Consider the following 23,263-nt stretch of genomic DNA (forward strand, 5'->3'; position numbering starts at 1 on the left):
GCTACGGGATGGTCGGCACCGAATAGCCGTTCGGCGAGCGGGGGGCCGGGGCGGGGGCCGGGTTGACGAACGGCCCGCTCTGGCCCGCGCCGAGCACCAGGGTGTCGTCGTCATCGGCCGGCATCACGAACTGCATCGGGTTCTGGTGGGCGGCCTTGAGCTGCTGGTGGCGCCACTCCTGCAGAACCGTCTGGGCGACCTCGCGTTGCACGTCCACGATCTCCTGCACGAAGGCGTCGATCGAGGCGGTCTCCGCGGTGCGGCGGGCCTGGTTCTCGTACAGGGCCAGGTCCTGGCCGCCCTGCAGGTCGTCGGCGGCAACGTCGTGGAAGGCCTCGTCCTTGCGCTCGCGCAGCCGGTCGTAGACGCTCGGGCTGCCGATGCTCAGCAGGATCTTGAACAGGACCGGCAGCACCTCGAAGGCGGTCAGGAACAGAATCAGCACCAGGTGGGCCGTGCCCAGCGTCGCGTTCGCGTCGGTCAGCCGGCTCATCGCGGTCATCCGGGCCAGCAGGCCCTCGTTGTTGCGCTCGGAAGCGGCGAACTCCGCCTGGGCGGCGTCGCGCGCCTCGATGGACCTCGCGAGCTCGGCCCGGGTGGCCTCCAGGTCCGTGCGGACCTGACCGAGGCTTCCGGTACGCGTACCGCGGGCGGCCGCCTCAGCCTGCGCGACCACCTCGGCCTGGGCCGCCCGTTCCCGCTTGAGCCGGTCCCGGTTGGCCTTCTTGAGCTGGTACGACTTGCCCTGTCCGGCCTTGCCGGTGCCGCACTTGCCGTCGTTCTCGCAGATGACCTGGTCCACTGCTTTCTGGTACGCCTGGTCGGCCGCGGCGTAGTCGGCGCGGGCCTTGGCGACGGCCGGGTTGCCGCTGACGTCGCCGCCCTTGTCCAGGTCGGCCTGCATGGCCGCCACCGACTCGGTGAGCTGGGGGATGCGGGCGAACCGCTCGTCGGTGGCCAGCTTGCGGGCGAAGGTGTCCTGGGCCTCACGCTGCATGACCTGGAGTTCGGCGTTGATCTCGTCCTGGAAGATGCGCAGCGTCAGCGGGGTCGACACGACCAGGCCGATCAGGACGCCGAGCAGCACCCGCGGCGCGGCGAGCATCAGGTTCTGCCCGATGGTCGCGCGGCGCTGGGTGCCCGAGATGAGCCAGCGGTCCAGGTTCATGATCGCCACGCCCCAGGCCAGAGCGAGCACCACGCAGACGACCAGCGGCAGCCGCATCGCCATGTGCAGGGCGAAACCGCAGGACAGCGCGCCCAGCATCGAGGTGGTGAGCACGGCGCCGCCGAGGCCGAGGTACTTGACGCGCTCACCGTACGGGCAGCTCCGGAGGATCTCGGGATCCGCGCCGGACAGCCAGATCAAGGGCGAGTTCATGGGTTGGGCCTTTCGATTCTGAAGCGGTCGGTGTTCCGTGGGCGCCGGAACGACGGGAAGCGTGGTGGTGCGGCGCCGGCGAACCGCGGCGCGGCCGCGGGCAGCCGGGCGGCGACGGGATCCGGCAGGGCGGGCCGCTCGGCCAGGGGGATCGCCCAGGGCGGCCGGGCCGGCGGCGGTACGGGCGCACGGAAAGTCGCGTCCCCGGGCTCGCCCGCACCTGACCGCAACGACAGCGGGAAGCGCACCCGCACCGCGCCGAGCCGGGGCACCCGCAGCACCTCGATCCGCACGGTGCGGGCCTCGGCCACGCCGAACGGGCCGACGGCGTGCAGCACCACGGGACGGGGCCGGTCGATCGGCACCGCGATGCTGCCGTTGGCCGGTCCCGCGTCCCGGCCGTCGAGCAGGATCCGGTGCGCGAACCGCGTACGCCAGGAGACGGTGACGCTCTCGCCGCTCAGCACGTAACCGCGGTCCACCCGCAACTCGTCGATGACCGGGTCGCCGATCCACCGGCCGAGGGTGTGCACCCACTCGTCGGCCGCGGGCCGGGCGGTGCCGTCCGCCCAGCCGTGCTGGAAGGTCCGCGCGAAGAGGTCGTGCACCTCGGCGGGCAGGAGCCGCAGTGCGGCGGCATAGCGGTGCGCGAAGGCCGCCGAGCCGGCCAGGTGATGCTCCGGCCAGGTCCGGTTGCGCAGATAGCCGCCGATCACCCCCGGGCTCAGGTCCGGCAGGAAGTGGTACGGATGGTGCCCGGTCAGCACCTCGTGCAGGGCCACGGCCAGCGACCAGCGATCGGCGGCGGCGGTGGCGGCCTCGGGGTGCTCACCGACGCCGTCGTACAGCTCGGGCGCGAGGTAGCCGGCGGCGGCCCCGACGGCCAGCGGCAGGTGGCCCGCGTCCGACGCCATCGTCGCGGACTCCACTTCGGTGATCCGTACCCGGCGGTCCGCGACGTGCAGCAGCAGGGTGGACGCGTCCAGCCCGCCATGCACCGCGCCGAGGCCGGCCAGGTCACCGGCCGCGGCGGCCAGCGCGTACGCCAGCTCGAAGCGGGTGCGCATCGGCTCCGCCGCGAGCAGGCCGGAGGTCAGCGCCTCGTGCAGCGGCAGATAGCCCTCGGCGTACGGGTCCGGGGCGAGCACCGCGTGCGTGCCGGGGCGGCCGGGCAGGTCCACCGTGCCGTGCCACACCGCGGCCGCCGCCAGCCCGTCCGGCAGCGGGTGGGTGAACGAGGCCAGCCGCCGGCAGAGCTCGGCGGTGTGGGCGGCGTGCCGGTCCCCGAGCACCGGGAAGCCCAGCAGCAGCCCGGACACCGGCCGGCCGTCCACGCTCAGGACCCGGTATCCGTAGGTGCCGACGCCGCCCGGCCGGGGGCGGAAGCCGAGCGTGGCACCGACCATCGGCAGACCGGGGCCGGCGGTGGTCCGGACCGTGCGTACGTTCACCGTCCGGGTGCTCATCGCAGCAGCACCGTGTGCCGCCGCCGGGAACGCAGCTCGGCGAGCCGGGCCCACCACTCGTCGGCGAGGTCGGTGGGCTCGTCCACCGCGGACAGCAGGACGCGCAGGTCGTCGGGGCAGACCACGTGGGCACCCGGGGAGACGAGAGCGAGCACGTCGACCGCGCCGGGCAGCCCGTCGGGGCTGTGGGCGAGGAACTGCTCGGCCAGATCGGCGAGTGCCACGGTGGCGCCGTCCGGGCGGGCCGCGGTGGGGCAGGCCACCCACAGGTCCCACGGTGGCGGGGTGCCGACCGGGATGACGCGTACCAGGTCGGAGCCGTAGACGACGGCCGCGAAGCCGTGGTCGTCACCGCCGGGTGCGGCGTCGACCCGGGCGATGGTCTGCGCGATCGCGTCGCCGACGAGCCGGCGTCCACCCGGGTCGTCGCAGTAACCGGCGTCCACGGTGAAGACGATCAGACGGTGCGCCGCGCGGGGCCGGGGCGGCCGGGCGCCGGTCACGGAAGCCTGCCCTCGGCGCGGACCGTGCGCAGGACCGGCAGGAACCCGTGCCGGCGTACGGCGGCCTTGATCTGCCGGAAGCCGTCGCCGTAGACCGGGTCGGGGTCCCGCGCGATCGCCTCGCGCAGCAGCCGGGCCCGCGGGTCGCGTTGCCGTTCCAGCCAGCCGTCGGAGGCGAACTGGCTCAGCCCCTCGGCGATCGGCGGGGCCACGATGCCGAAGCCGCGCTGGACCATCCACGCGTGCATGCATTCGTGCGCCACCACGGCACCGAACTGCGGTGCGGGCAGGCCGGCGACGATCGCCAGGTCGACGACCTCCGCGTCGATCGACATCGTGCAACCGGTCACGGTGCCGGCCGGCTCTCCGCTCATGGCCACCATCTCGCCCGTGGAGACCAGGCGTACCCGTACCGGGGTGGTCAGGCGCAGGCCGAGCCCGTGCAGGCCGGTACGAATCCGCGGCAGCAACGCCTTCACGCCGTCCTGGGTCACCACCGCGGTACGCGCACAGCGTGGACAGAGCCCGTCGGCGTCCGCCCCGGGCACCGCACAGGATCGGCAGGACGGGCCGTTGTGCCGGAGGCAGACGCGCTCACCCATCGGCGTCTCCCACCACGTGCCACCGAGCGCGGCGTCGCACAGCCGGCACGCGTACGGGTCAGGCGGGGATCCAGCCATGGGGCCCGCGCCTCCATCCGGTCTCGCGGGGCTGCCGGATCGGCACGGCGGCCGGGACCACCGGCATGGCCGTGATGCCGAGCCGGGAGCGCAGGTAGAAGACCCATTCGCGGGCCAGCGGACGTCCGGCCGGATCGGCGCCGAGGCCCAGCTTGAGCAGCCGCAGGCCCTGGGTGTCCAGCACTGCCGACGCGCTGCGCCAGTCCCGGTTGAGGGACGAGCCCTTGCCCGGGACGAGGCAGCGCAGCACGAACAGCGCCAGCTTGTAGCGGTCGGTCGTGAAGCTCTGCCCACCCGAGCGTTCCGGCGGATCCCAGTCGGGGCTGTGCTGCTGCTTGTTGACCGCGGCGCTGCCGTGCACCCGCGCCGCGTCACAGTCGACCAGCAGGACATCCGGCCGGGGCCGGAGCTGGTAGAGGACATTGCGGGCGGACACATCACCGTAAACGAGGTTGGCGCCGTGCAGGATCGACAGGATGTAGGAGAAGCGCTCGCAGATGCGCAGCCGGGTGAGCGGATCACCGTCGGCCGGCACGTCGACCTCGCGGCGCCGGGCCACCGCCGCCTCGAAGATCAGGTGCTGGACCTCGCGGGGCACCTGGTCGCGGCGGCCGGACGGCAGCGCCATCTGCTCGAAGTAGCCGCCGGGGATCAGCTTCATCAGCACGCCCAGCGGCTCGTCGGCCGGACCGGCGACCGCGCACAGCGGCCACACGGTCATCTCGTCCAGCACGGCCCGGCGCTGGGCGGCCAGGCTGCGCCGGACGTCGACCAGCTTCTCCAGGCCGCCCAGCGACGCCCGCACGACGCTGAGGTTGTACTCCTTGAAGACCAGCTCACCCGGCTCGTCCACCAGCTGGAAGTCGTCGAGCCGGTGGATCGTGCCGTTCGCCCCGGAGTTCAGCCGGGTCATCGGGCCCAGCGCCGACACCGGAACCGATCCCCGGCGACGGGTGGCGGCGCCCGGCCCGGCTGGGCTCATCGTGGTTCCTGCGGACTCGCCGGCCAGATCGCCACGACCGTGCGGTCGTCGTCGTAGCTGCGCCGGCCGAAGCCGACCTGGTCGGCGAAGGCCAGCGGGGCCGGCGGCCGCTGCCACCACTCGGCGAGCTGCGCGGCGACCTCGCCGCGGGCCTCGGCGATCGGGTCGCCGGTGCCGTCGGTCATCAGCAGCAGGGTGGACCGGTGGTCCAGCATGTGTTCCTGGTACGGCAACCCGCCGGGATCCCGGGGCACCTTGGGCAACGCCACGACCCGGGAGCTGCCGACCTCCTCGCCCTCGCCCTTGACGGCGGACAGGCTGGTCCAGGCGCCGTCCGGCGCGATCGCCCAGGCGGGGGAGTCGCCGGTCCACGCCACGTAGACGTGCCGCAGGCCGTGCCGCCGGTGGCCGGTCTCGCAGACCAGGAAGGTGGCGGTCGTCGCCATCGCCGCGGCGACGTCCGTCTCGGTGGGAGGGTCGGCGGCGTACCGCTCGGGGTCGTAGCGGCGCAGGCTGCGGGTGCCTTCGGTGAGGATCGTGGCGGCCAGGCCGGTGAAGATCTCGTGCCACGGGAGCTCGGCTGCCTCCGTACCGTGGTCGAGGCGGCGCACGACCTCGCGCGGACCGCGGCGCGCCACGAAGGAGGCCGCCTCATGGGACAGGTGACCGGCCGAGACGCCGTCGGCGACCACCGCGACCAGCCAGTCCTGCCCCGCTGTGACCGCGAAGCCGTAGGCGTCCTGGCGCGGGATGCCGTTCTGGCGGTGCGACAGACCGCGGACGCTCGCCGCGCGGATCTCCAGGTCACCGACCGAGCCGTGATCGACCGTGGTGTCCGGCGGGTGGGCGGGGTCGGTACGCAGCAGCGGGCGGACCTCGGCGTGGGCCCGGCCGGGATCGCCGATGGTCGCGGGTGGATCGACGACCGCCCGCGGGTCCTGCAGCGCGATGTCGACGTCGGATTCGATGGTCACGGTCAGCTCAGCCAGTCGTCGTCGACGTCGATGGTCGGCGGGAGCTGGCTCTTGTCCGGCAGGACGAAGCCCGAGTTGCCGTCCACCGCGCTCTGCCCGGAGGACAGCACCGACGAGATCAGGATCTCGGCCATCGCCTTGATCGCCGCGGCCGCGTCCGCGCCCGAGGTCATCGTGTAGAGCTTGCTCTTGCCGGGCGGGTGCACGAGCTGGCGCATGGTGTCCTTGCTGGCATCGGCGACGCCGCAGGGCACGAGCACCGGGTACCACTTGAAGCCCTGGCCGGTCTCCTTGTCGTACGTGGTCAGCGCCGCGAAGTCGTTCTGCCAGCCGTCCATCGGCTCGCCGTCGCTCAGGAAGAAGACTGCCGGCCGGTGCACCTTGAAGCCGTCGGCCCGCAACTGACCGATGTCCTGCTGCAACTGACTGCGCAGCAACCGGAACGCCGCGCCGTAGTCGGTGCCGCCCCGCACGACCAGTTTCGGCAGGTAGTCCTGTCCGCTCATGTCGGACAGCGGCAGGACGACCTGGGCGTCGTCGGAGAAGTCGAGCAGACCGAAACGGATCTTGTCGGCCAGGATCGGGTTCTTGGCCAGCGCGTCGGCCACCGACGGCAGGATCTCGTTGGCGGCGTCGATGTTGCGGCCGGCCATCGAGTACGAGACGTCGACGACCAGGTAGAACGGCAACAGGATTCCCTGTTCGGACATGACTTCCTCCGGGCTCGGGGTGGTGCTCAGGACAGGGTCTGGGCGATCTCGGCGATGCCCTGGACGGCACCGACCACGGCACCGACCTCACCGGCGCCGACGGACAGGTCCCGCAGCAGCGCGAGCAGGCGGTCCTTGCGGGGCCGCGGTTCGCCGGCCTCGGCGCGCAGGGCCAGCGCGGCCGCCTTGACCCGTTCGGGCTCGGCCAGCTCGGCGCGGTTGCGGTTGACGACCTCGAACAAAGCGGCGATCGCGGCGGTCAGCTGGTCGGCGGGGGTGCCGTACTGGTGCACCGTGCCGTGGTCCCCGATGACCTGGGTGCCGCCGCTGATGTGCTTGATCTCGACGTTCATCTCGGGCTCCTCGCTACGGGATGGCCGCGGGCGCCCACGGCGCCGCGGTGGGCTGGCCCGGTACGGCGGCGGACGGCTGCTGCACGACGGTGCCGTTCGCGCCGATCACGGTGTTGCCGTTGGTGATCGAGCCGATGCTGATGCTCTGGTTGACGATGCTGGTCTGCTGCCGGGTGAACTCGGAGGTGTCGATCCCGTGCGCGCTCAGGAAGTCGAAGATCGACTCCAGCATCGCCTGGCGCAGGATGCCCAGGTCACGGTCCTCGTCGGCGTACTGGAAGAGGCCGATCCGCTCCGCGCTGGCGGCGTCGGAGCGCAGCCCGCCGCCGGCGCCGTAGTCGTAGATGGGGCTGCGCCGGGCCTGCTTGCGCTGCCGGCTGGCGGCTCGCGCCCGGCGTGCGGTGCCGCGCGCGCCGCGCAGCAGAGCGCCGGGGCTGCGCAGCAGCTCCCCGAGCGTGCCGGTCACCGAGCGCAGCACCACCCGCCAGGCCACGTTGCTGGGCAGGTACGCCGCAACGCACAGCTCGGCCCGCAACGGCAGCAGCACGAAGGCGTGATGCTCGACGAACAGGTACGCGGCCGTCCGCTCGACCCGGACGAACACCTCGACGACCAGGTCACCGCCCCACGAGACCTTGCGCAGGCACAGGTACGTACGGGTGGTCGGCTGCGGCTGGTCGATCCCGGCGCGCAACGCGGCGGGGCTCACGCTGGTGCGCGGGCGGTTCATCGGATCGGGATGCAGCCCCGGCACGGTGCCCACGGCGGTGCCGGCCACGAACAGCCGGTTGTGCACGTCCAGCCCCGGGATGCCGGTGCGCCGGGCCGCGAGCGTCAGGTCCTTGTGCAGGTCGGCGGCGGTGAACGGGCGGACGGGCGTACCCGCCTGCGCCGGCCGGGTGCAGTTGATGTTGAGCTTCCACCGGGCCAGCAAGGCGCCGGAGCCGACGAACGGCTCCCCGCCGGAGAAGACCACCACGTTCGAGGTCATCACCGAGGCCAGATACGCCTCCGTCGCCCCGTCGAGCGGCGGGGCCAGGTCCCGGGGCTGGGCCGGATCGTCCCGTACGGCCAGCGCCCGGCGGTAGCCGTCGAGGCGATGCACCAGCAGCACCGCGAAACCGGCGATCCAGCCACCCAGCAGCACCATGATCAGCAATGGCACCGCCGCCTCGCCGCCGGCCACCAGCACCGGCAGGGTCAGCGCCAGCGTGCCCGCCAGCACCCCGGCGAGCAGGCCGTGCTGCCGGCGGTGCCGGGTCACGGCGAGATCGGCGTGCCGGGCCAGCGCCACCAGGTCCATCCCCGGGCTGGGCCCCAGGGCGTCCAGCGAGTCACCGGTGAGGACGCCGAGCACGTAGCCGGCGAACCCGTCGGAGAGGTGCACGGCCGAGCACAGGTACCGGTCGGCGTACGAACCGGTGCTCGTGGTGGGGGTGGTCATGGGACCGGCACGGAACCCTTCGTCTATGCGTTCGTTAGCTGCAGAGAGAGAACTTAGGGACGCTCTGGCGCAGCTATGGCGCACGAGGATCGGGGGAACGGTTCGTGACGGGGGGCGGGTCGGGGCGGCAGGGACGCTGCACAGCCGAGCTGCGCCGCCTGCTGGAAGGCCCGTACCGGTACGTCTGGCTGCGGTCGGTGAGCCGCGCGCACGGCGAGCGGATCAACTTCAGCGCGGTGGCGAAGGTGCTGGCCCGGACGGCTGAACTGGACCGCCCGGAGGGCGTGCACCACCGCGAGCTCCGCGATCGGGTGCGCCGCGCGCTGACTCACGACCGCCTGACGAACGACACCCTGGACCTGTTCATCCGGGCGTTCGGGATCCGCGCCCCGGACGCCGAGCGGCTGTGGATGCTGCTGCTGGAACGGCCCGCGGTGCCGGAACCACGAGCGCCGCAGCACAGCGACCGCGGTGTCGAGATCGACGGCCGCTGACGCAAAAAACCCCGCCGAGCTGCGCTGGGGCAGCTCGACGGGGCCTCCGCCGTACGCGTCAGGGCAGGTTGACGGGGCGCAGCACGCGGTCGATGGCGTGCGCGATCTGCCGGTTGCCGGCGTTGATGTTGAAGACGACGACGCGCGGGTTGCGGTCGTTGGTGTCGGCGTCCTTCAGCCAGACCTGGGCCGGCTTGTGCCGCGGGTGCCGCACGTCGACCTTGACGGTCTTGCCGAGGGCGGTCTTGAGCTTGGCGTTGTCGGCCTTGAGGGCGCGGCTCTTGGTGATGCGTACGCCCGGCACGACGTGGTAGAGCAGCACGCTCTCCACGGTGTTGATGCCGAGGCCGGCGATCGCGGTGAAGGCCTTCTTCTCGCTCGGCGTCCGGCGCGCCTTCGTCGCCTCCTTGGCCAGCTGCTGGAACGCGCCGTCCGTGGGCAGGAACGCGGTCAGCCGGGTCTGGCCCTGGGTGAGCACCTTGACGGGGGAGTTCGGCTTGGCCTTCAGCACGGCCAACACGGCCGCGGTCAGGATGTCGAAGTCCTTCGCGTTGTGGTCGAAGCCGCTCTTGTCCTTGAGCAGGACCTGCGCGAGGGACCTCTGGGCCAGAGGCTTGGTGCCGGCCTCAGCGCCGGTGGCGGCGACGGTGGTGACCATGACGGTGGCCAGGGTGGCGACGGTCAGGCGGGTGGCGATCCGGGCGACGTTCATCAGCGGACCTTCTTTGTCGAGCGGCGGGTCGTGACTGCTGTCACGACTGATGCTTCGCCGCGGGAGGGTCCGGTGGATGCGGCGGACCGCGTTTCTCGGCGGAACAATCCGGTGCCGCCGGTGGTTACGACAGTCAGCGCTTGTGGCAGTGGCCGGGGCACGCTACCTTTAGCGCAGTCGGGACCTGGACGTAGGCGGCGCTACCGCCCCTGGGAATCCCAAATCGGCCGAGTTTCAGACACCGGCCCCCTGTTTCTTTCTTTCCGGCGCACGGGCTGTCGTCGATCTTCCGCAGCCGCGCCGACGCGTATCCGCGTACCTCAGATGAGGAGTACTTCATGACAGAGCGTGACGTTCGCTCCGGCGAACGCCGTACCACCAGTGCCCGCCGCCGGCCCGCCGGCACCGGGCCCCGCAACCGCCCGGCCGACACCGGCCCCGGCGCCCCCGGCGCCGATGTCGCGGTCGACGGCCTGCTCGACATCGTCGACGACAAGGCCTGGCTGCGCGCCGACGGCTACCTGCCCGGCCCCGACGACATCGCGGTGTCCTCGGCCCAGGTCCGCAGCCACGGCCTGCGCCGCGGTGACCACGTCACCGGCATCGCGCACGTCCCGAGCGGCCGCAAGCAGGCCACCCTGGACGTCGTCACCGTCAACGGCGAGGACCCGCTGCGGGCCACCCGCCGGCCCGATTTCTACCAGCTGACCGCCCTGTACCCGCAGGAGAGGTTGCGGCTGGCGACCGAGCCGCACGTCCTCACCACCCGGGTCATCGACCTGGTGATGCCCATCGGCAAGGGGCAGCGCGCGCTGATCGTGTCGCCGCCGAAGGCCGGCAAGACGATGGTGCTGCAGGCCATCGCCAACGCCATCACCCACAACAACCCCGAAGTGCACCTGATGGTCGTGCTCGTGGACGAACGGCCCGAAGAGGTCACCGACATGCAGCGCTCGGTGCAGGGCGAGGTCATCGCGGCCACCTTCGACCGGCCGCCGACCGATCACACCGCGCTGGCCGAACTGGCCATCGAGCGGGCCAAGCGCCTGGTCGAGACCGGCCGCGACGTGGTCGTGCTGCTGGACTCGATCACCCGGCTGGGCCGGTCGTACAACCTGGCCGCGCCGGGCCGCGGCCGTACGATGTCCGGTGGCCTGGACTCCACGGCGCTGTACCCGCCGAAGCGCTTCCTGGGTGCCGCCCGCAACATCGAGCACGGCGGCTCGCTGACCATCATCGCTACCGCGCTGGTCGACACCGGCTCGGCGATGGACACCGTCATCTTCGAGGAGTTCAAGAGCACCGGTAACGCCGAGCTCAAGCTCGACCGTTCACTCGCCGAGTCCCGGCTGTTCCCGGCGATCGACGTGACCGGCTCGGGCACCCGGCACGACGAGGCGCTGGTGGCGCCGGCGGAGCTGGCCCTGATGCACCAACTCCGCCGGGCCCTCGGTGGTGAGGACCGCAAGCAGAGCATGCGGCAGTTGCTCGACCACCTCAAGGCGACCAGCACGAACGCGGAGTTCCTGCGTCGCGCGACCCGAAATTAAGGCAGGTCGACCGGGCGCAGCACGCGGTCGATGGCGTGCGCGATCTGCTTGTTGCCCTTGTTGATGTCGAAGGCGGCGACCCGCGGGTTGCGGTCGTTGCGGTCGGCGTCGATCAGCGCCACCTTCTTGCTCCGCCACCAGGACCGGTAGACGTCGACGGTGATCTTCGCGCCCGCGGCGGTGGTGAGCTTGGCCCCGTCGGCCTTGAGCGCGGCCTTGCGGTCGATCGTGGCCCCCGGCACGACGTGGTAGAGCAGCACCGCCTCGACGGTGTCGATGCCCAGGCCGGCGACCGTGGTGAACGCCGCCTTCTCGGAGGGCAGCTTGCGGGACTTGCTGACCTCCTTGGCGAGCTGGCGGAACGCACCGTCGTTGGGCACGAAGGCGGTCAGGGCGACCGTACCGTCGGTGAGGACCTTGACCGGGCTGGCCGGCTTGGCGTCCAGCACGGCCAGTACGGCCGCGGTGAGCACGTCGAAGTCCTTCGAGTTGCGGTCGAAGCCGCTCTTGTCCGCGGTGAGCACGGCGGCGAGCGACTTGGTGCCGAGCGGTTTGGTCTTGCCGTGGGCCTGCGCGGGCGCCCCGAGAGCAGCGGTGGCGAGAACGGTGGCCGTGGCCCCTGCGGCGATGCGGGTGGCCAGTCGAGCGATGTTCATCAACACGCCTTTCGTCATCCGTACCGGTCGGCGGCGAGTGCCGCCTCCTGGTGTTCGCCCCCGGTCGGGGCGCTGGATGCACGTGGCGTTCAGCGGCCCAGGAATTCACCCAGCAGTCGCTGCCACTCGGCCGGCTGGTCGAGGTGGGCGTCGTGTCCCGAGTCCGGGATCGTCACCAGCTCGACGTCGGGACGCAGTTCGAGCATGCGTGCGACCTCCTCGTCCGGGATCCGGCTCTCCGCGCCGCGGACCAGCAGTGTCGGCACGCGGAGCCGCTGCCAGCTCTCCCATTGCGCGGTCGCGGCGACCGCACGGATGGCGGCCTCCATGACGTCGGCGTCGAAACGCGGCCAGTAGCCGTCCGGCCGGTGCTCCAGCTCCTCGGCCCACGCGCGGGCCAGGGAGCCTTCCCCCAGGAAGCCGACCGCGGCCGTACGGGACGGGAAGGGCACCGGCCAGGAGGCGAACCACTTGCCGAGCCGGGTGGGGTAGTCGTCCTCGCTGCCGCCCACCCCGCCTTCCAGCATGACGAGCCGGCTGACCAGCTCCGGGTGCCATGCCGCGGTCAGCATCGCGGTGTGGGCGCCCATCGACTGGCCGGCCAGCGTCACCGGGCCACCACCGGCCAGCGTCTCGATGATCGTGACCACGTCGGACACGTACGCCTCGCGGGAGAGGTCGGTCGGGCGGCGGACGCTGTGACCGTGACCCCGCTGGTCCGGGGCGATGACGCGGTGGCCGGGCAGTGTGACGGTCATCTCCTGAGCACTGCCGGCCAGGCCGTGCAGCAGCACCAGCGGCGGACCGTCCTCGTCGGAGACCAGACAGGACAGATGCTCAACCGTGACACGCCGCATGTCCCCATCATCGGTTCGCCGCACCGGGGTCCGCACACCGGACGTTCGGGCAGCTAACCTTCGCGCTACGGACAATTCAGCTCACGGCAGAGCGAAGTCGCTGGTCGTCGACCATTTCGGCGTGCCAGGCTCTGCTGGTGAACTCAGACCCCGCCACAGTGCCCACCCGGGTGTACACCGCCGAGCAGACGGATGCCGGATGGCGTTCCATGTCCCTGCTGGTCCGGCATGTGCAGCGGGGTGGTCACCCGGTCGCCGTGACACCGACGGTCGAGCTGCAGGCCGAGGAGAAGCAGTACGGCTCCTTCCTGGCCGACGTGTCCGCGTACTTCTCCACCAAGGTGGACTATTCGAGCAGCATCTTCGCCAGCGGCGGGCTGTTCTTCACCGGGCACAGCGCCGAGCCGAGCAGCGAGGCCCGGGCCGGCTGGAGCGACGGTGAGCGGCGGGCCGCGACCGTCACCAGTCAGCGGCTGCTGGTCGGCGACACGGCTTACGACTTCCGCTCGCTGATCATGATCCAGCCCAACCCGCTCGACTGGTCGGTCAACCTCTACTTCCAGGGCGCCCAGCCGATCATGCTGCGCGGGCCGTGGGTGCCGTGGATGACCGTGGTCATGTGCGCCGAGCTCTACGGTTCGCCCTGGCCGCCCGGGCACGCGCCGGAGATGGATATCCCGATCAAGGATATGTGCGAAAACGCGCAATAGCGCGGGCGCGGGCCGGGAGATCCTGTCACGCTGAGGCCCGTGTATGACTACGACCTGTTGGTGCTGGGCTCCGGGCCCAGCGGTCAGAAGGCCGCCATCGCCGCCGCCAAGCTGGGCAAGCGGGTCGCCATCGTCGACCGCCGCGACATGCTCGGCGGGGTGTGCATAAACACCGGCACAGTGCCCTCCAAGACCCTGCGCGAGGCCGTGCTCTATCTGACCGGTCTGAGCCAGCGCGACCTGTACGGCAGCAGCTACCGGGTCAAGGAGCAGATCACGGTCAGCGACCTCGCGGCGCGGACCCAGCACGTGATCACCCGGCAGACCGACGTCATCCGCAACCAGCTCGCCCGCAACCACATCGCCATGCTCACCGGCACCGGCCGCTTCGCCGACGCGCACGCGATCTGGCTCGACGGCGGCACCGGGCACGACGCCAAGGTCAGCGCTGACAAGATCATCATTGCCGCGGGCACCCGGCCGGCCCGGCCGGACAGCGTCGACTTCGACGACCGGACCATCGTCGACTCGGACGGCGTGATCAACCTGGAGGCCGTGCCGCGCAGCATGGTGGTGGTCGGGGCCGGGGTGATCGGCATGGAGTACGCCTCCATGTTCGCCGCCCTGGGCACCAAGGTCACCGTCGTCGAGCGGCGCGACAAGATGCTCGACTTCTGCGACGAGGAGATCGTCGAGTCGCTGAAGTACCACCTGCGCGACCTGTCGGTGACGTTCCGGTTCGGCGAGGAGGTCGCCGCCGTCGAGCGTCACCAGACCGCCGCCCTGTGCATCCTCAAGAGCGGCAAGAAGATCGTCGCCGACACCGTGATGTATTCGGCCGGCCGCCAGGGGCAGACCGACGACCTGGCTCTCGAGGCGGCCGGGCTGAGCGCGGACAAGCGCGGCCGGATCGAGGTGGACACCAACTACCGCACCGCGGTCGACAACATCTATGCGGTCGGGGACGTCATCGGCTTCCCCGCGCTCGCCTCGACGTCGATGGAGCAGGGGCGGCTCGCGGCCCAGCACGCGTGCGGCGAGCCGGCCCGCGAGATGCACGAGTTGCAGCCGATCGGCATCTACACGATCCCGGAGATCAGCTTCGTCGGGAAGACCGAGGACGAGCTGACCGACAGCGCGACCCCGTTCGAGGTGGGCATCGCCCGCTATCGCGAGCTGGCCCGCGGGCAGATCGTCGGCGACTCGTACGGGATGCTGAAGCTGCTCGTCTCCCCGGACGACGGCCGGCTGCTGGGCGTGCACGTCTTCGGCACCGCGGCCACTGACATCGTGCACATCGGCCAGGCCGTGATGGGCTGCGGCGGCACGGTGGACTACCTGGTCGACGCGGTGTTCAACTACCCGACGCTGTCGGAGGCGTACAAGGTGGCGGCCCTGGACGCCAGCAACAAGATCCGCAACATCACCCGGATCGACGGCTAATAGACCCAGACTTTGGTGTCGATCGGGATCTTGTTGTTGGTCCACAGCCAGTTCATCGCGGCGATGGACACCCGCGCGCAGCCGTGCGACGCCGGGTACGGCGGCACACTGTTCGCCCCGTGCACGGCGATGCCCCCGTTGAAGTACTTCGGCCGCCAGAGCAGACCCAGCGGTGCGTGCCGCCAGCCGTCGATCTGCCGTGACACCCGGAACTTGCCGCTGGGGGTGTCGGCCAGGAACGTCGCGCCGTTCTGCTCGTAGTGCTCCATCGAGCCGGTCGAGGTGTTGAAGACGTGGCTGATGGTGCCGTTGTCGACCAGCATCAGCAGCTGGCGCTTGAGGTTGATCTCGATGACCCGGCCGCTCGTGCTCTTCGCCTTGGGCCGTACGCCCTGGTCCAGGGCTTTCTGGGTCTTGGGTCCGACGACGCCGTCACGGTTCAGGCCGGCCGCCTTCTGCAACGCGTAGACCGCCTGCTGGGTCCGGCCGCCGAAGGTGCCGTCGGCCTTGCCGTTCCAGTAACCGAGGTCGGTGAGGCGCTGTTGCAGCGCCACGACCCGGGCGCCCTTGACGCCGGTCTTGAGCTTCTGCGGCTTCGGCGGGGTCGTCGGTTTCGGGCTCGTGCTGGTGCTGGTGCTCGGACCGGGCGAGGCGGTCGGCGCCGCCGGGGCCGACGACGGCGCGGTGGCGGGCACCGAGGGCGCCGCAGCCTGCTCGGAGCCACCGGTGTCGCACCCGGCGGCCAGCGTGACGAGGGCCGCCACCGTCGTCGCGTACGTCAGAGCTCTTCGCATGGTCACAGGCGAAAACTTCTCAGTGCGGCCAGCGCGCCGTCAAGCGCGGCCTCCAGCGGGGCGATGGAGTTGCGGGCCTGCATCAGCAGCAGCCCGCCCTGCAACGCGGCGAAGACCGCCACGGCCAGCCGCTCCGGATCGGCGTCGGCGCGCAGCTTGCCCTGCTCGCCCATCCGGCGCAGGCCGGCCGTCAGGTACGCGCACCAGCGCTCGGCGTGCCCGTCGACCTCGGCGGCCCGCTCCGGGTCGTGGACCAGCAGCTCGGTGACCATCGAACTGATCGCGCAGCAGTTGTGGGTCTGCGACGCGTAGTGCTCGACCACCGCGTCCCGCCACGCGTCCCAGTCCTCCCAGGTGTCGAGGGTATCCAGCCAGGGGCGCTGCGCGGCCAGGACCCGGTCCATCTGGAAGGCCGCGATCGCGCTGACCAGCTCGCTCTTGCCGCCGGGGAAGTAGTGGAAGAGCTGGCTCTTGCTGGTCGCGGTGCCGGCCCGGATGTCGTCGAGGCTGGTCCCGTTGACCCCGCGAGCCAGCACGAGGTCGGTCGCGGCCTCGACGATCCGCCCGCGGGTCGCCGCGCCCTTGGCGGTCAGTCGGGTCATGAGCACCACACTAGCTCTCTGGACCCACCGGTCCAATCGCGTGCTAGCTTCTGGACTACAGGGTCCAATCAAGGGAGTCGGCATGCGACTGCAGGGAAAGACGGCGCTGGTCACGGGCGCCACCAGCAACATCGGCCGGGCGATCGCTGTCGCGTACGCGGCGGAGGGCGCCCACGTCGTCGTCTCGGGCCGCAGCAAGGAGCGGGGTGAGCAGGTCGTCGCGGACATCCGGGCGGCCGGCGGCCGGGCCGACTTCGTCCAGGCCGACCTCGACGGCTCCGCTCGGGTGTCGCACGCCCTCGCCGAGGAGGCCGGGCGGGTGCTCGGCGGCCGGATCGACATCCTGGTCAACAACGCCGGGATCTTTCCCGGCGACAGCACCGCGGCCACCGACGAGGAGACCTTCGACCGGGTGTACGCGGTCAACGTCAAAGCGCCGTACTTCCTGACCGGTGCGGTCGCGCCCGCGATGGCGGCCCGGGGCGACGGCGTGATCATCAACCTGGGTTCCTGGGTGGCCCGGCTCGGCCTGGGCATCGGCACGCTGTACGCGTCCACCAAGGGCGCGGTCGAGACGCTGACCCGGGCCTGGTCCGCCGAGTACGGGCCGGCCGGCGTACGCGTCAACGCGATCTCGCCCGGGGTGATCCGGACGCCGGACCTCGACCCGGCGGTCCCGCACCCGGGGGAGGTCATGATGCGCGGCACCCCGGCGGGCGGCAGCGGGGCGCCGGAGGCGATCGCCCACGCGGCCGTCTACCTGGCCGGCGACGAGTCGGCGTTCGTGCACGGCACGGTGATCGACGTCGACGGCGGGCGGGTCGGCGCCGCGGTCATCGCCGTCTGACGGGTTTGAGAACGATCGTTCTTGACTGATCGTTCTCGAATGGCCTACGGTGGGGACATGGGCCGGCCGCGGGGATTCGACGAGGACGAGGCCGTGCGCGCGGCGGTCACGCTGTTCGGGCGGCAGAGTTTCGCCGGCACCAGCGTCGACGACCTGGTCAGCCACCTCGGTGTGCACCGCGGCAGCCTCTACAAGACGTTCGGCAGCAAGCGCGGGCTCTATCTGGCCGCGCTGCGGCAGCACGTCGACCGGGACGTCACCGCGGCCGCGGAGGTCTTCGCGGCGGCGACCGACGTCGATGAGGCGGTGCGCCGGATCACCGACGCGGGGCCGGATCTGGGGCTGCTGTTGCTGGCCCTGGTCGAGCGGGCGCCCGTCGACCCCGAGGTCGCGGCCGAGACGACCCGGGCCCTGGCCCGGCTGCGGGACGCCCGGGGCGAGCTGGACCGGGCGCTGGGCCTGCTACTGCGGACGCGGGCCACCGGGTCCGCGCCGGAATTCGTGGGGGAGTGACGTCATGGCACACGTACGCATCGAGGGCGGCGAGCTGATCGTCGAGATCGAGGGACTCAACAAGGTCTGGGCGCTCAAGAGCAGAATCACCGTCCCGCTGAGCAACGTGCGGGGCGCCACCGTCGATCCGGGCATCGTGCGCGAGCCCAAGGGCCTGCGCTCGCCCGGCACCCACATGCCCGGCGTCATCGTGGCCGGGACGTTCCACTCCGACGGCGAGCGGATCTTCTGGGACGTGCGCGACGCCGGCAAGGCGATCGTCATCCAGCTCGACGACGAGGAGTACGCCCGGCTCGTCCTCGAGGTCGACGATCCGCACGCCGCCGTCGACCTGATCGAGCGGGCGTTGTGACGGGCGCGGGCCGTCCCGCCGAGGGGTGGGACGGCCCGCGCGATCAGAGACGCTCAGCGGGCAGTGAGCCGGAAGCTCTGCGCCGCCGTGCCGTTGCAGGCGTACTGCACCAGCTGGACGCTGTCGGCGGTCGAGGCGGCGGGGACGTCCAGGCACTTGCCACTGTTGCGGTTGACGAAGTGGTACGAGCCGTCGGCCTCGGCCACCGGCTGCCACTGCTGGTTCGCGCCGCCCCCGTACGCCCAGGTCTGGATCGGGGCGTTGTCGGCCGTCGACACGTTGGTCACGTCCAGGGCCTGCGCGCTGTTGCCGCGGTTGTTGATCCGCACGTAGTTCCCGCTGGTCGGCGCGAACTGGTACTGCTGCGCGGTGCTGGTGTTGCAGGCGTACTGCTGGATCGCGGTGCCGCTGGTGGTGCCGGCCGCGCGGGCGTCGACGCACTTGCCGCTGTTCTTGTTGGCCACGGAGTACCAGGCGGCCGGGTCGATCGCCGGGTCGGCCGGCGGTTGGGTCGGCGGGGTCCCGGTGGCGCCACCGAGCCAGAGCAGACCGTTGATCAGCCACTGGTTCTGCTGGGCGCTCGCGAAGGTCGACGACGTCCGGGTGTTGGTCGCGTAGTTCATGTCGTTGTGCCCGAAGTTGGTGTAGAGCATCTTGTAGTTGCGGTTGGTCCAGATCAGCGGATAGAAGCCGCTGCGCCACTGCTGGTTCGGGTCGGTGCCGACCGGGAAGCTGCCGGCGTCGATCGAGGCCAGGATGTCGATGTCCGGGTTCTGCCGCAGGTCCCGGCTCCACGAGTACCACTCGCTGACCGCGGACGGGATCGTGGCCGGCAGGCCGGCGGTGGACGGATGCGCGCGGTCCTCGATCCGCAGCGTCTCGGCGGTCGGCCCCCACGTGTTGGTGGCGAAGTTCCCCGAGCCCAGGAACGAGTTGTAGTACCAGCTCCACGAGTTGGCGTCGGTGGTGAACGCGCTGACGTGGAAGCCCATCCAGGCGCCGCCGTTCTGCATGTACTGCTGGAACGCCGCGCGCCGGTCGGCCGGCGGTGCGTCGTCGAGGAACATGATGACCTTGTACTGGGCCAGCTCACCGGCGTTGAGGCGGCTCCAGTCGGTGGTCGCCTCCCAGGTGAAGCCGTACTGCGCGCCGGCCCGGGGGAACCAGTCGCGGGCTTCCTTGTCGAAGTCGATGTGTGCCGCGTCCCAGGTGCCGTTGTAGAACGCCAGGACCTTGAACGGCGTGGCCGCGGCTGCTTCGGCCGGTCGCAGGGCTATGCCGGCGGCGATGACGGTCAGGAGTGACAGGGCGGCGGCGAAAGCGCGTCTGAGCAGATTTCTACCCACGTGATGTGTCCTTGGGGGAAGCAGGGGATTTGCAGGACGGGCGGCCGCTGCTGACATCTTCAGCCATCGATGCCGGTGTCCACAAGGTTAAGAGTCCTAATAGTTAATTTAAGTTCCGATCACACCGAAACCGCGTCAGGCGACTGGTGGATACGGGTGTGAAAAAGAATCAAGTACTCTTCGCCTATGTCATGGAAGGCGAGTGCCCGGCACGGCGTACGCGAGGCGCCGGCCGGCCTCGCCCTCCTGCAGGATCTGATCAACACCCGCGGCAGCATGTCCTACGCTCCGGACCTGCTGGCCGGCCCCGACGACGCGCAGCGCTGGCTGACCGACGCGCTCGGCACGTGGTCGCGGGTGGCCGGTCTGCCGGCGCCGGTGATCCTGCTGTCCTCGACCGACATGCGCTCGCTGCGCCGGCTGCGCACCACCTTCGAGAACGTCATCCTGGCCGGCGGACGTAACCCCGAACCGGACGGCGCTCTGCCGCCCGCCGACGTGCCGGTCAGCCTGGTGCCCGACGCGGACGGCTGGGTGCGGATGGTGCCCAGCGGCCGCGGCACCCGGTGGCTCGCCTCGGCTCTGTGGGCCGAGGCCCTGCTCGCCCAGCAGGCCGGACTCTGGCCGCGGCTCAAGCTGTGCCACAACGTCGACTGCCGGGCGGCGTTCTTCGACACCTCGCGTAACAACAGCGGTGTCTGGCACGACGTCAGCACCTGCGGAAACACGGCCAACCTGCGGGCGTTCCGGGAACGCAAGCGGCTGATGGGCAACTCCGGCAACCAGCTCGGTGGCCCCAGCGTGCAGCGGCCCGACCTGCACTGAACCCGCGGGAACCAGGAGCCCTCGGTGGGCGACTATGGGGATATGGCGTGTGAGCGGTGGCGCGAGTTGGTGTCCGCGCAGCTGGACGGCGAGGACGACCCGGCCGACCGGCCGCGGGTCGAGCAGCATCTGGCCGGCTGTGCCGGCTGCCGGGGGTGGCTGGAGCAGGCGGCCACGGTCAACCGGCTGACGCGTACGGGTCTCGTGCCGGACGTGCCCGACCTCAGCGCGGCCATCCTGGCTGCCCTGCCGTCCCCGCCGGCCCGCCGGCGCCGGCGGCTCAGCTCCGGGCCGCTCTTCGTGGCCCTCGCGGCGGTCGGCGCCGTGCAGCTCATCCTCGGGCTGGCGCAGGTCGGTGGCGGGGCCAGCAGCGCCCACGTGCACACCGGGCTGGACGCGACGCCCGGGCACCTGTGGCACGAGTCGGCGGCCTGGAACGTGGCCGTCGGGGCGGGCTTCCTCTTCATCGCGCTGCGCCGCAGCCGGTCCACCGGCCTGGTGCCGATGCTGACCGCCTTCGTCGGGATGCTGTTGCTGCTCTCGGTCAACGACCTGTCGGCGGCCCGGGTCGACACGACGCGGCTGGTCAGCCACGGTTTCGTGCTCCTCGGCTACCTGATCGTGGTGGCGCTGTCCCGGGTCGCCGGCGACTCGGCCCGGCCTCCCGGTGACCGGGCGGGCGGTGGCAGCGGCTGGCACTTCGTCGAGGAGGAGCCGGCGCCCGAGCCGGCCCTGCCGAAGCTGCGCCTGGTGCCGCGGGGACCGCTCACCGCGGCCGCGCCGGTGCCGGGCCGGGAGGCGGAACGACGCCGCGCGGCCTAACGAGCGGGCGGGCGGACCGACAGCTCACGCCACTCGTCCGGGCCGACCAGCAGCGCGCGCACCATGTCCAGCGCGGCGTCCTCGCTGTCGTACTCGAAGAAGTGCGAGACGCCGTCCGAGCCGCCGGCGCGCTGCTCGACGTACCACTGGTCGCCGCTCGTCCGCAGGTAGACGTCCTTGCGGGCGATGCGGCCCCATCTGCCGTTCCACCAGTGCTTACGCTGTTCCATCCCGGCACTGTATCGAACATCTGTTCGAACAGTGCCGGGTGGGTTGATCTTTTCGCGGAATCAGCGCTGCGGCGGGTCCTGCTGCTGGTGCCGGCCCAGGATGTCGTTGACCGCACCCGGCGCGACCTGCTGGCGGACCAGCGCGTCGCGGATCTCGGTGAGCAGCTTGACCTCTTCGCTCGGGGCCTCCGGCGGCGGCTCCTCGCCCCGCTTGCGGCGCTCGGCCAGCTTGTTGAGCGGGAAGACGACCAGGAAGTAGAGCACCGCCGCGGTCAACAGGAACGTGATGACCGCGTTGACGAAGCTGGCGTAGTCGAACTTCACGCCGTTGACGTCCCAGGTGCCCGCCGAGGTGCCGGTCCCGCCGCCGAGCAGCTGGATCAGCGGCTTGAGGAAGGCGTTGGTGAAGGCCGTGACGACCGCGGTGAACGCGGCGCCGATGACGATGCCGACGGCGAGGTCAACGACGTTGCCTCGCATGATGAAGTCTTTGAAGCCTTTGAGCATGGACAAGAGTCACTCCTGCACGTGAGGCGAGGGTTCGCCGGCAGCAGTTTCCCATGCCTGGTAGGCGACAAACCAGGATGATCGACTCAGTCGAGCGCCGGCTCCTCGGCCGTCACGGCCTCGTCCACGGTCGGGTAGGTGTGCAGCACCTCGACCAGGCCGCTGACCTCGAGGATGCGCAGCACCCCGCGCTGTGGGGCGGCCAGGCGCACGACCCCGCCGGCGTCGTCGGTGCTGTTCTTCGCGCGTACGAAGACCGACAGTCCGGTGGAGTCGCAGAACGACACCTCCGCGAGGTCGAAGACCAGACGGGTGCGCCCCTTCTCCAGCAGGTCGCTGATCTGGTCCTGGAGCTGCGGCGCGGTGGCCATGTCGAGTTCGCCGGCGACCGACACGACGACCATTTCGCCGCGCTGTTCCGTTTGTACCGTCAAGGACATTCAGGACCTCCAGTTATGTCCCGAACGCTACTCCACGGCGGGACAGGTGCGCAGAACGGGGACCGAGTTGGTGCCGAGATTTTAATTGGCCTACAGCAAGTAACCGAAGACGCGGTGGTAAAGTCCGGCCGTCCCTCGGTGACGACTGCCCGCGACCCGCGGAGCCGCTCCCAGGAATGATGACTCTCAGGGAGGCGGCGGTGGCGCTGAGCACCGAAGAAGTAGGACGCTTCGCCGGACTGCTGGAGGGCAGCGGCGACGCGCTGACCACCGCCTGGACCGATGCGGTGGCGACCCTGCTGCGGGGCCGGCTCAGCCACGCCGAGCTGCACCGGCAGATCGCGGAGCTGCAGAAGGGCTTCCAGTCGGCGCTCTCCGGCGGGGCCGCCGACCTGGAGGCCGACGCCGCCGGCGAGTTGCGGGCGCTGCTCAGCGAGCTGTCCAACACCCGGGCCCGGCAGGGCTTCAGCGCCACCGAGACCGCGGTCAGCGTCTTCGCCCTCAAGGAAGCCATGCTGACCGTCCTCGGCCAGGGCGGCGACATCGATGCGGCTACTTTGCGTGACTACGTTGCCTTCTCGGCGTTCATCGACCGGGCCGGGCTGTTCACCTTCGACAGCTATGTCCGCGCGCGCGAGGAGCTCATCTCCGACCAGGCCGAGCAGCTGCTGGAGCTCTCCACGCCGGTGGTGAAGCTCTGGGAGGGCGTCGTTGCCGTCCCGCTGGTCGGGACCCTCGACTCCGCCCGCGCCCAGGTGGTGATGGAACGCCTGCTGCAGACCCTGGTCGACACCGGCTCGCCGTACGCGATCATCGACATCACCGGGGTCCCGGCCGTGGACACCCAGGTCGCCCAGCACATCCTCAAGACCGTGGTGGCCGCCCGGCTGATGGGCGCCGACTGCATCATCTCCGGCATCCGGCCCCAGATCGCCCAGACCATCGTGGCGCTGGGCATCGAGTTCGGGGACATCGCCACCAAGGCGAGCCTGGCCGACGCCCTGCGTCACGTGCTGCGCAAGACGGACGTCAACGCCGGCCGGCGCGGTGCCGGACGCCGGGAGAGCTGA

Annotated in this window: 27 protein-coding genes and 1 pseudogene; 10 read left to right on the forward strand and 18 right to left on the reverse strand. The window is 71.2% G+C overall.

Annotation, left to right across the window (positions count from 1 at the left end; translation table 11 throughout):
* Position 1 precedes the first annotated feature (1 nt).
* The 9 genes from AB0C12_RS21985 to AB0C12_RS22025 are packed head-to-tail and all read right to left on the reverse strand — an operon-like array spanning position 2 to position 8,493.
* Entirely contained in the window at positions 2 to 1,381 is a 1,380-nt protein-coding gene (locus AB0C12_RS21985; protein WP_360550697.1) for a DUF4407 domain-containing protein, read from the reverse strand.
* Complete coding sequence (locus AB0C12_RS21990) at positions 1,378 to 2,847, reverse strand: hypothetical protein (RefSeq protein ID WP_360550699.1); 1,470 nt, start codon at positions 2,845 to 2,847, stop codon at positions 1,378 to 1,380. Before AB0C12_RS21990 ends, AB0C12_RS21985 begins: the two co-directional genes overlap by 4 nt.
* Positions 2,844 to 3,350, reverse strand: coding sequence for a hypothetical protein (locus AB0C12_RS21995; RefSeq protein ID WP_360550701.1), 507 nt, complete (start codon positions 3,348 to 3,350; stop codon positions 2,844 to 2,846). The genes AB0C12_RS21990 and AB0C12_RS21995 overlap by 4 nt, the downstream gene beginning before the upstream one ends.
* Complete coding sequence (locus tag AB0C12_RS22000) at positions 3,347 to 4,030, reverse strand: protein DA1 (RefSeq protein WP_360550703.1); 684 nt, start codon at positions 4,028 to 4,030, stop codon at positions 3,347 to 3,349. The genes AB0C12_RS21995 and AB0C12_RS22000 overlap by 4 nt, the downstream gene beginning before the upstream one ends.
* Positions 4,011 to 5,012: a hypothetical protein gene (locus tag AB0C12_RS22005; protein ID WP_360550705.1), complete on the reverse strand. Its 1,002-nt coding sequence runs from the start codon at positions 5,010 to 5,012 to the stop codon at positions 4,011 to 4,013. Before AB0C12_RS22005 ends, AB0C12_RS22000 begins: the two co-directional genes overlap by 20 nt.
* On the reverse strand, positions 5,009 to 5,986 hold the full coding sequence (locus AB0C12_RS22010; RefSeq protein ID WP_360550707.1) for a protein phosphatase 2C domain-containing protein: 978 nt from the start codon (positions 5,984 to 5,986) through the stop codon (positions 5,009 to 5,011). Before AB0C12_RS22010 ends, AB0C12_RS22005 begins: the two co-directional genes overlap by 4 nt.
* 2 nt (positions 5,987 to 5,988) lie before the next feature.
* Positions 5,989 to 6,696, reverse strand: coding sequence for a VWA domain-containing protein (locus AB0C12_RS22015; protein WP_360550709.1), 708 nt, complete (start codon positions 6,694 to 6,696; stop codon positions 5,989 to 5,991).
* 26 nt (positions 6,697 to 6,722) lie between these two features.
* On the reverse strand, positions 6,723 to 7,049 hold the full coding sequence (locus AB0C12_RS22020) for a hypothetical protein (protein WP_360550711.1): 327 nt from the start codon (positions 7,047 to 7,049) through the stop codon (positions 6,723 to 6,725).
* Positions 7,050 to 7,062: 13 nt separating this feature from the next.
* The gene (locus AB0C12_RS22025) at positions 7,063 to 8,493 is read right to left on the reverse strand and encodes a hypothetical protein (protein WP_360550713.1); all 1,431 of its coding nucleotides are present in this window, start codon (positions 8,491 to 8,493) and stop codon (positions 7,063 to 7,065) included.
* A gap of 104 nt (positions 8,494 to 8,597) precedes the next feature.
* Between AB0C12_RS22025 and AB0C12_RS22030 the strand changes: the two genes are divergently transcribed.
* Entirely contained in the window at positions 8,598 to 8,987 is a 390-nt protein-coding gene (locus AB0C12_RS22030; protein ID WP_360550715.1) for a hypothetical protein, read from the forward strand.
* Positions 8,988 to 9,045: 58 nt separating this feature from the next.
* Here AB0C12_RS22030 and AB0C12_RS22035 read toward each other — a convergent pair whose 3' ends face one another.
* A complete protein-coding gene (locus AB0C12_RS22035; RefSeq protein ID WP_360550717.1) occupies positions 9,046 to 9,699 on the reverse strand; it encodes a fasciclin domain-containing protein in 654 nt (217 codons plus the stop codon).
* Between the two features lie 458 nt (positions 9,700 to 10,157).
* On the opposite strand from AB0C12_RS22035, the pseudogene rho reads away from it, so the two are divergent.
* Positions 10,158 to 11,249 (forward strand): annotated as a pseudogene (gene rho / locus AB0C12_RS22040) (transcription termination factor Rho); the annotation flags it as partial.
* Here rho and AB0C12_RS22045 read toward each other — a convergent pair.
* Positions 11,246 to 11,905 (reverse strand): fasciclin domain-containing protein, encoded by a 660-nt coding sequence (locus AB0C12_RS22045; RefSeq protein WP_360550719.1) that lies wholly within the window; start codon positions 11,903 to 11,905, stop codon positions 11,246 to 11,248. The pseudogene rho and the gene AB0C12_RS22045 overlap by 4 nt on opposite strands.
* 89 nt (positions 11,906 to 11,994) lie before the next feature.
* Positions 11,995 to 12,762, reverse strand: a complete 768-nt coding sequence (locus AB0C12_RS22050; protein WP_360550721.1) for an alpha/beta hydrolase — start codon at positions 12,760 to 12,762, stop codon at positions 11,995 to 11,997.
* 137 nt (positions 12,763 to 12,899) lie between these two features.
* On the opposite strand from AB0C12_RS22050, the gene AB0C12_RS22055 reads away from it, so the two are divergent.
* On the forward strand, positions 12,900 to 13,472 hold the full coding sequence (locus AB0C12_RS22055) for a hypothetical protein (RefSeq protein ID WP_360550723.1): 573 nt from the start codon (positions 12,900 to 12,902) through the stop codon (positions 13,470 to 13,472).
* Positions 13,473 to 13,511: 39 nt separating this feature from the next.
* A complete protein-coding gene (gene sthA, locus AB0C12_RS22060; protein WP_360550725.1) occupies positions 13,512 to 14,915 on the forward strand; it encodes a Si-specific NAD(P)(+) transhydrogenase in 1,404 nt (467 codons plus the stop codon).
* On the opposite strand, the gene AB0C12_RS22065 is transcribed toward sthA, so the two are convergent.
* Both AB0C12_RS22065 and AB0C12_RS22070 read right to left on the reverse strand, forming a co-directional pair.
* Entirely contained in the window at positions 14,912 to 15,709 is a 798-nt protein-coding gene (locus AB0C12_RS22065; protein ID WP_360550727.1) for a L,D-transpeptidase family protein, read from the reverse strand. The genes sthA and AB0C12_RS22065 overlap by 4 nt on opposite strands.
* A gap of 2 nt (positions 15,710 to 15,711) precedes the next feature.
* Complete coding sequence (locus tag AB0C12_RS22070) at positions 15,712 to 16,311, reverse strand: helix-turn-helix domain-containing protein (RefSeq protein WP_360550729.1); 600 nt, start codon at positions 16,309 to 16,311, stop codon at positions 15,712 to 15,714.
* An 82-nt stretch (positions 16,312 to 16,393) separates the two neighbouring features.
* Here AB0C12_RS22070 and AB0C12_RS22075 point away from each other — a divergent pair, with 82 nt between their 5' ends.
* From AB0C12_RS22075 to AB0C12_RS22085, 3 genes are read left to right on the forward strand one after another with little or no spacing between them, the layout of a single operon-like run.
* Positions 16,394 to 17,158 carry an SDR family oxidoreductase gene (locus AB0C12_RS22075; RefSeq protein WP_360550731.1) on the forward strand — a complete coding sequence of 255 codons (765 nt, stop codon included), beginning with the start codon at positions 16,394 to 16,396 and terminating at the stop codon, positions 17,156 to 17,158.
* A gap of 57 nt (positions 17,159 to 17,215) precedes the next feature.
* Positions 17,216 to 17,671, forward strand: a complete 456-nt coding sequence (locus AB0C12_RS22080) for a helix-turn-helix domain-containing protein (RefSeq protein WP_360550733.1) — start codon at positions 17,216 to 17,218, stop codon at positions 17,669 to 17,671.
* 4 nt (positions 17,672 to 17,675) lie between these two features.
* Complete coding sequence (locus AB0C12_RS22085) at positions 17,676 to 18,023, forward strand: hypothetical protein (protein WP_360550735.1); 348 nt, start codon at positions 17,676 to 17,678, stop codon at positions 18,021 to 18,023.
* Between the two features lie 53 nt (positions 18,024 to 18,076).
* On the opposite strand, the gene AB0C12_RS22090 is transcribed toward AB0C12_RS22085, so the two are convergent.
* The gene (locus AB0C12_RS22090; RefSeq protein WP_360550737.1) at positions 18,077 to 19,369 is read right to left on the reverse strand and encodes a ThuA domain-containing protein; all 1,293 of its coding nucleotides are present in this window, start codon (positions 19,367 to 19,369) and stop codon (positions 18,077 to 18,079) included.
* Positions 19,370 to 19,555: 186 nt separating this feature from the next.
* On the opposite strand from AB0C12_RS22090, the gene AB0C12_RS22095 reads away from it, so the two are divergent.
* Both AB0C12_RS22095 and AB0C12_RS22100 read left to right on the forward strand, forming a co-directional pair.
* On the forward strand, positions 19,556 to 20,194 hold the full coding sequence (locus AB0C12_RS22095) for a CGNR zinc finger domain-containing protein (protein ID WP_360550739.1): 639 nt from the start codon (positions 19,556 to 19,558) through the stop codon (positions 20,192 to 20,194).
* 42 nt (positions 20,195 to 20,236) lie between these two features.
* Positions 20,237 to 21,016 (forward strand): zf-HC2 domain-containing protein, encoded by a 780-nt coding sequence (locus AB0C12_RS22100; protein WP_360550741.1) that lies wholly within the window; start codon positions 20,237 to 20,239, stop codon positions 21,014 to 21,016.
* Here the strand turns inward: AB0C12_RS22100 and AB0C12_RS22105 are convergent.
* The 3 genes from AB0C12_RS22105 to AB0C12_RS22115 all read right to left on the reverse strand — a co-directional run bounded on the left by AB0C12_RS22105 (position 21,013) and on the right by AB0C12_RS22115 (position 22,193).
* Positions 21,013 to 21,246 carry a hypothetical protein gene (locus AB0C12_RS22105; protein ID WP_360550743.1) on the reverse strand — a complete coding sequence of 78 codons (234 nt, stop codon included), beginning with the start codon at positions 21,244 to 21,246 and terminating at the stop codon, positions 21,013 to 21,015. The two genes, AB0C12_RS22100 and AB0C12_RS22105, sit on opposite strands and share 4 nt — an antisense overlap.
* Before the next feature lie 60 nt (positions 21,247 to 21,306).
* Positions 21,307 to 21,753, reverse strand: a complete 447-nt coding sequence (mscL, locus tag AB0C12_RS22110; RefSeq protein WP_360551917.1) for a large conductance mechanosensitive channel protein MscL — start codon at positions 21,751 to 21,753, stop codon at positions 21,307 to 21,309.
* Positions 21,754 to 21,839: 86 nt separating this feature from the next.
* Positions 21,840 to 22,193 (reverse strand): STAS domain-containing protein, encoded by a 354-nt coding sequence (locus AB0C12_RS22115; protein WP_203773135.1) that lies wholly within the window; start codon positions 22,191 to 22,193, stop codon positions 21,840 to 21,842.
* A gap of 200 nt (positions 22,194 to 22,393) precedes the next feature.
* Between AB0C12_RS22115 and AB0C12_RS22120 the strand changes: the two genes are divergently transcribed.
* On the forward strand, positions 22,394 to 23,263 hold the full coding sequence (locus tag AB0C12_RS22120) for an STAS domain-containing protein (protein ID WP_360550745.1): 870 nt from the start codon (positions 22,394 to 22,396) through the stop codon (positions 23,261 to 23,263).

The sequence above is a fragment of the Actinoplanes sp. NPDC048967 genome, from assembly GCF_040649415.1.
Lineage (GTDB): Bacteria > Actinomycetota > Actinomycetes > Mycobacteriales > Micromonosporaceae > Actinoplanes.

Coding starts and splice junctions, on each gene's coding strand:
- AB0C12_RS21985 (WP_360550697.1), bottom strand. CDS start 1,381: ATGAACTCGCCCTTGATCTGGCTGTCCGGCGCGGATCCCGAGATCCTC.
- AB0C12_RS21990 (WP_360550699.1), bottom strand. CDS start 2,847: ATGAGCACCCGGACGGTGAACGTACGCACGGTCCGGACCACCGCCGGC.
- AB0C12_RS22000 (WP_360550703.1), bottom strand. CDS start 4,030: ATGGCTGGATCCCCGCCTGACCCGTACGCGTGCCGGCTGTGCGACGCC.
- AB0C12_RS22005 (WP_360550705.1), bottom strand. CDS start 5,012: ATGAGCCCAGCCGGGCCGGGCGCCGCCACCCGTCGCCGGGGATCGGTT.
- AB0C12_RS22015 (WP_360550709.1), bottom strand. CDS start 6,696: ATGTCCGAACAGGGAATCCTGTTGCCGTTCTACCTGGTCGTCGACGTC.
- AB0C12_RS22020 (WP_360550711.1), bottom strand. CDS start 7,049: ATGAACGTCGAGATCAAGCACATCAGCGGCGGCACCCAGGTCATCGGG.
- AB0C12_RS22025 (WP_360550713.1), bottom strand. CDS start 8,493: ATGACCACCCCCACCACGAGCACCGGTTCGTACGCCGACCGGTACCTG.
- AB0C12_RS22035 (WP_360550717.1), bottom strand. CDS start 9,699: ATGAACGTCGCCCGGATCGCCACCCGCCTGACCGTCGCCACCCTGGCC.
- AB0C12_RS22045 (WP_360550719.1), bottom strand. CDS start 11,905: ATGAACATCGCTCGACTGGCCACCCGCATCGCCGCAGGGGCCACGGCC.
- AB0C12_RS22050 (WP_360550721.1), bottom strand. CDS start 12,762: ATGCGGCGTGTCACGGTTGAGCATCTGTCCTGTCTGGTCTCCGACGAG.
- AB0C12_RS22065 (WP_360550727.1), bottom strand. CDS start 15,709: ATGCGAAGAGCTCTGACGTACGCGACGACGGTGGCGGCCCTCGTCACG.
- AB0C12_RS22070 (WP_360550729.1), bottom strand. CDS start 16,311: ATGACCCGACTGACCGCCAAGGGCGCGGCGACCCGCGGGCGGATCGTC.
- AB0C12_RS22075 (WP_360550731.1), top strand. CDS start 16,394: ATGCGACTGCAGGGAAAGACGGCGCTGGTCACGGGCGCCACCAGCAAC.
- AB0C12_RS22080 (WP_360550733.1), top strand. CDS start 17,216: ATGGGCCGGCCGCGGGGATTCGACGAGGACGAGGCCGTGCGCGCGGCG.
- AB0C12_RS22085 (WP_360550735.1), top strand. CDS start 17,676: ATGGCACACGTACGCATCGAGGGCGGCGAGCTGATCGTCGAGATCGAG.
- AB0C12_RS22095 (WP_360550739.1), top strand. CDS start 19,556: ATGTCATGGAAGGCGAGTGCCCGGCACGGCGTACGCGAGGCGCCGGCC.
- AB0C12_RS22100 (WP_360550741.1), top strand. CDS start 20,237: ATGGCGTGTGAGCGGTGGCGCGAGTTGGTGTCCGCGCAGCTGGACGGC.
- AB0C12_RS22105 (WP_360550743.1), bottom strand. CDS start 21,246: ATGGAACAGCGTAAGCACTGGTGGAACGGCAGATGGGGCCGCATCGCC.
- mscL (WP_360551917.1), bottom strand. CDS start 21,753: ATGCTCAAAGGCTTCAAAGACTTCATCATGCGAGGCAACGTCGTTGAC.
- AB0C12_RS22115 (WP_203773135.1), bottom strand. CDS start 22,193: ATGTCCTTGACGGTACAAACGGAACAGCGCGGCGAAATGGTCGTCGTG.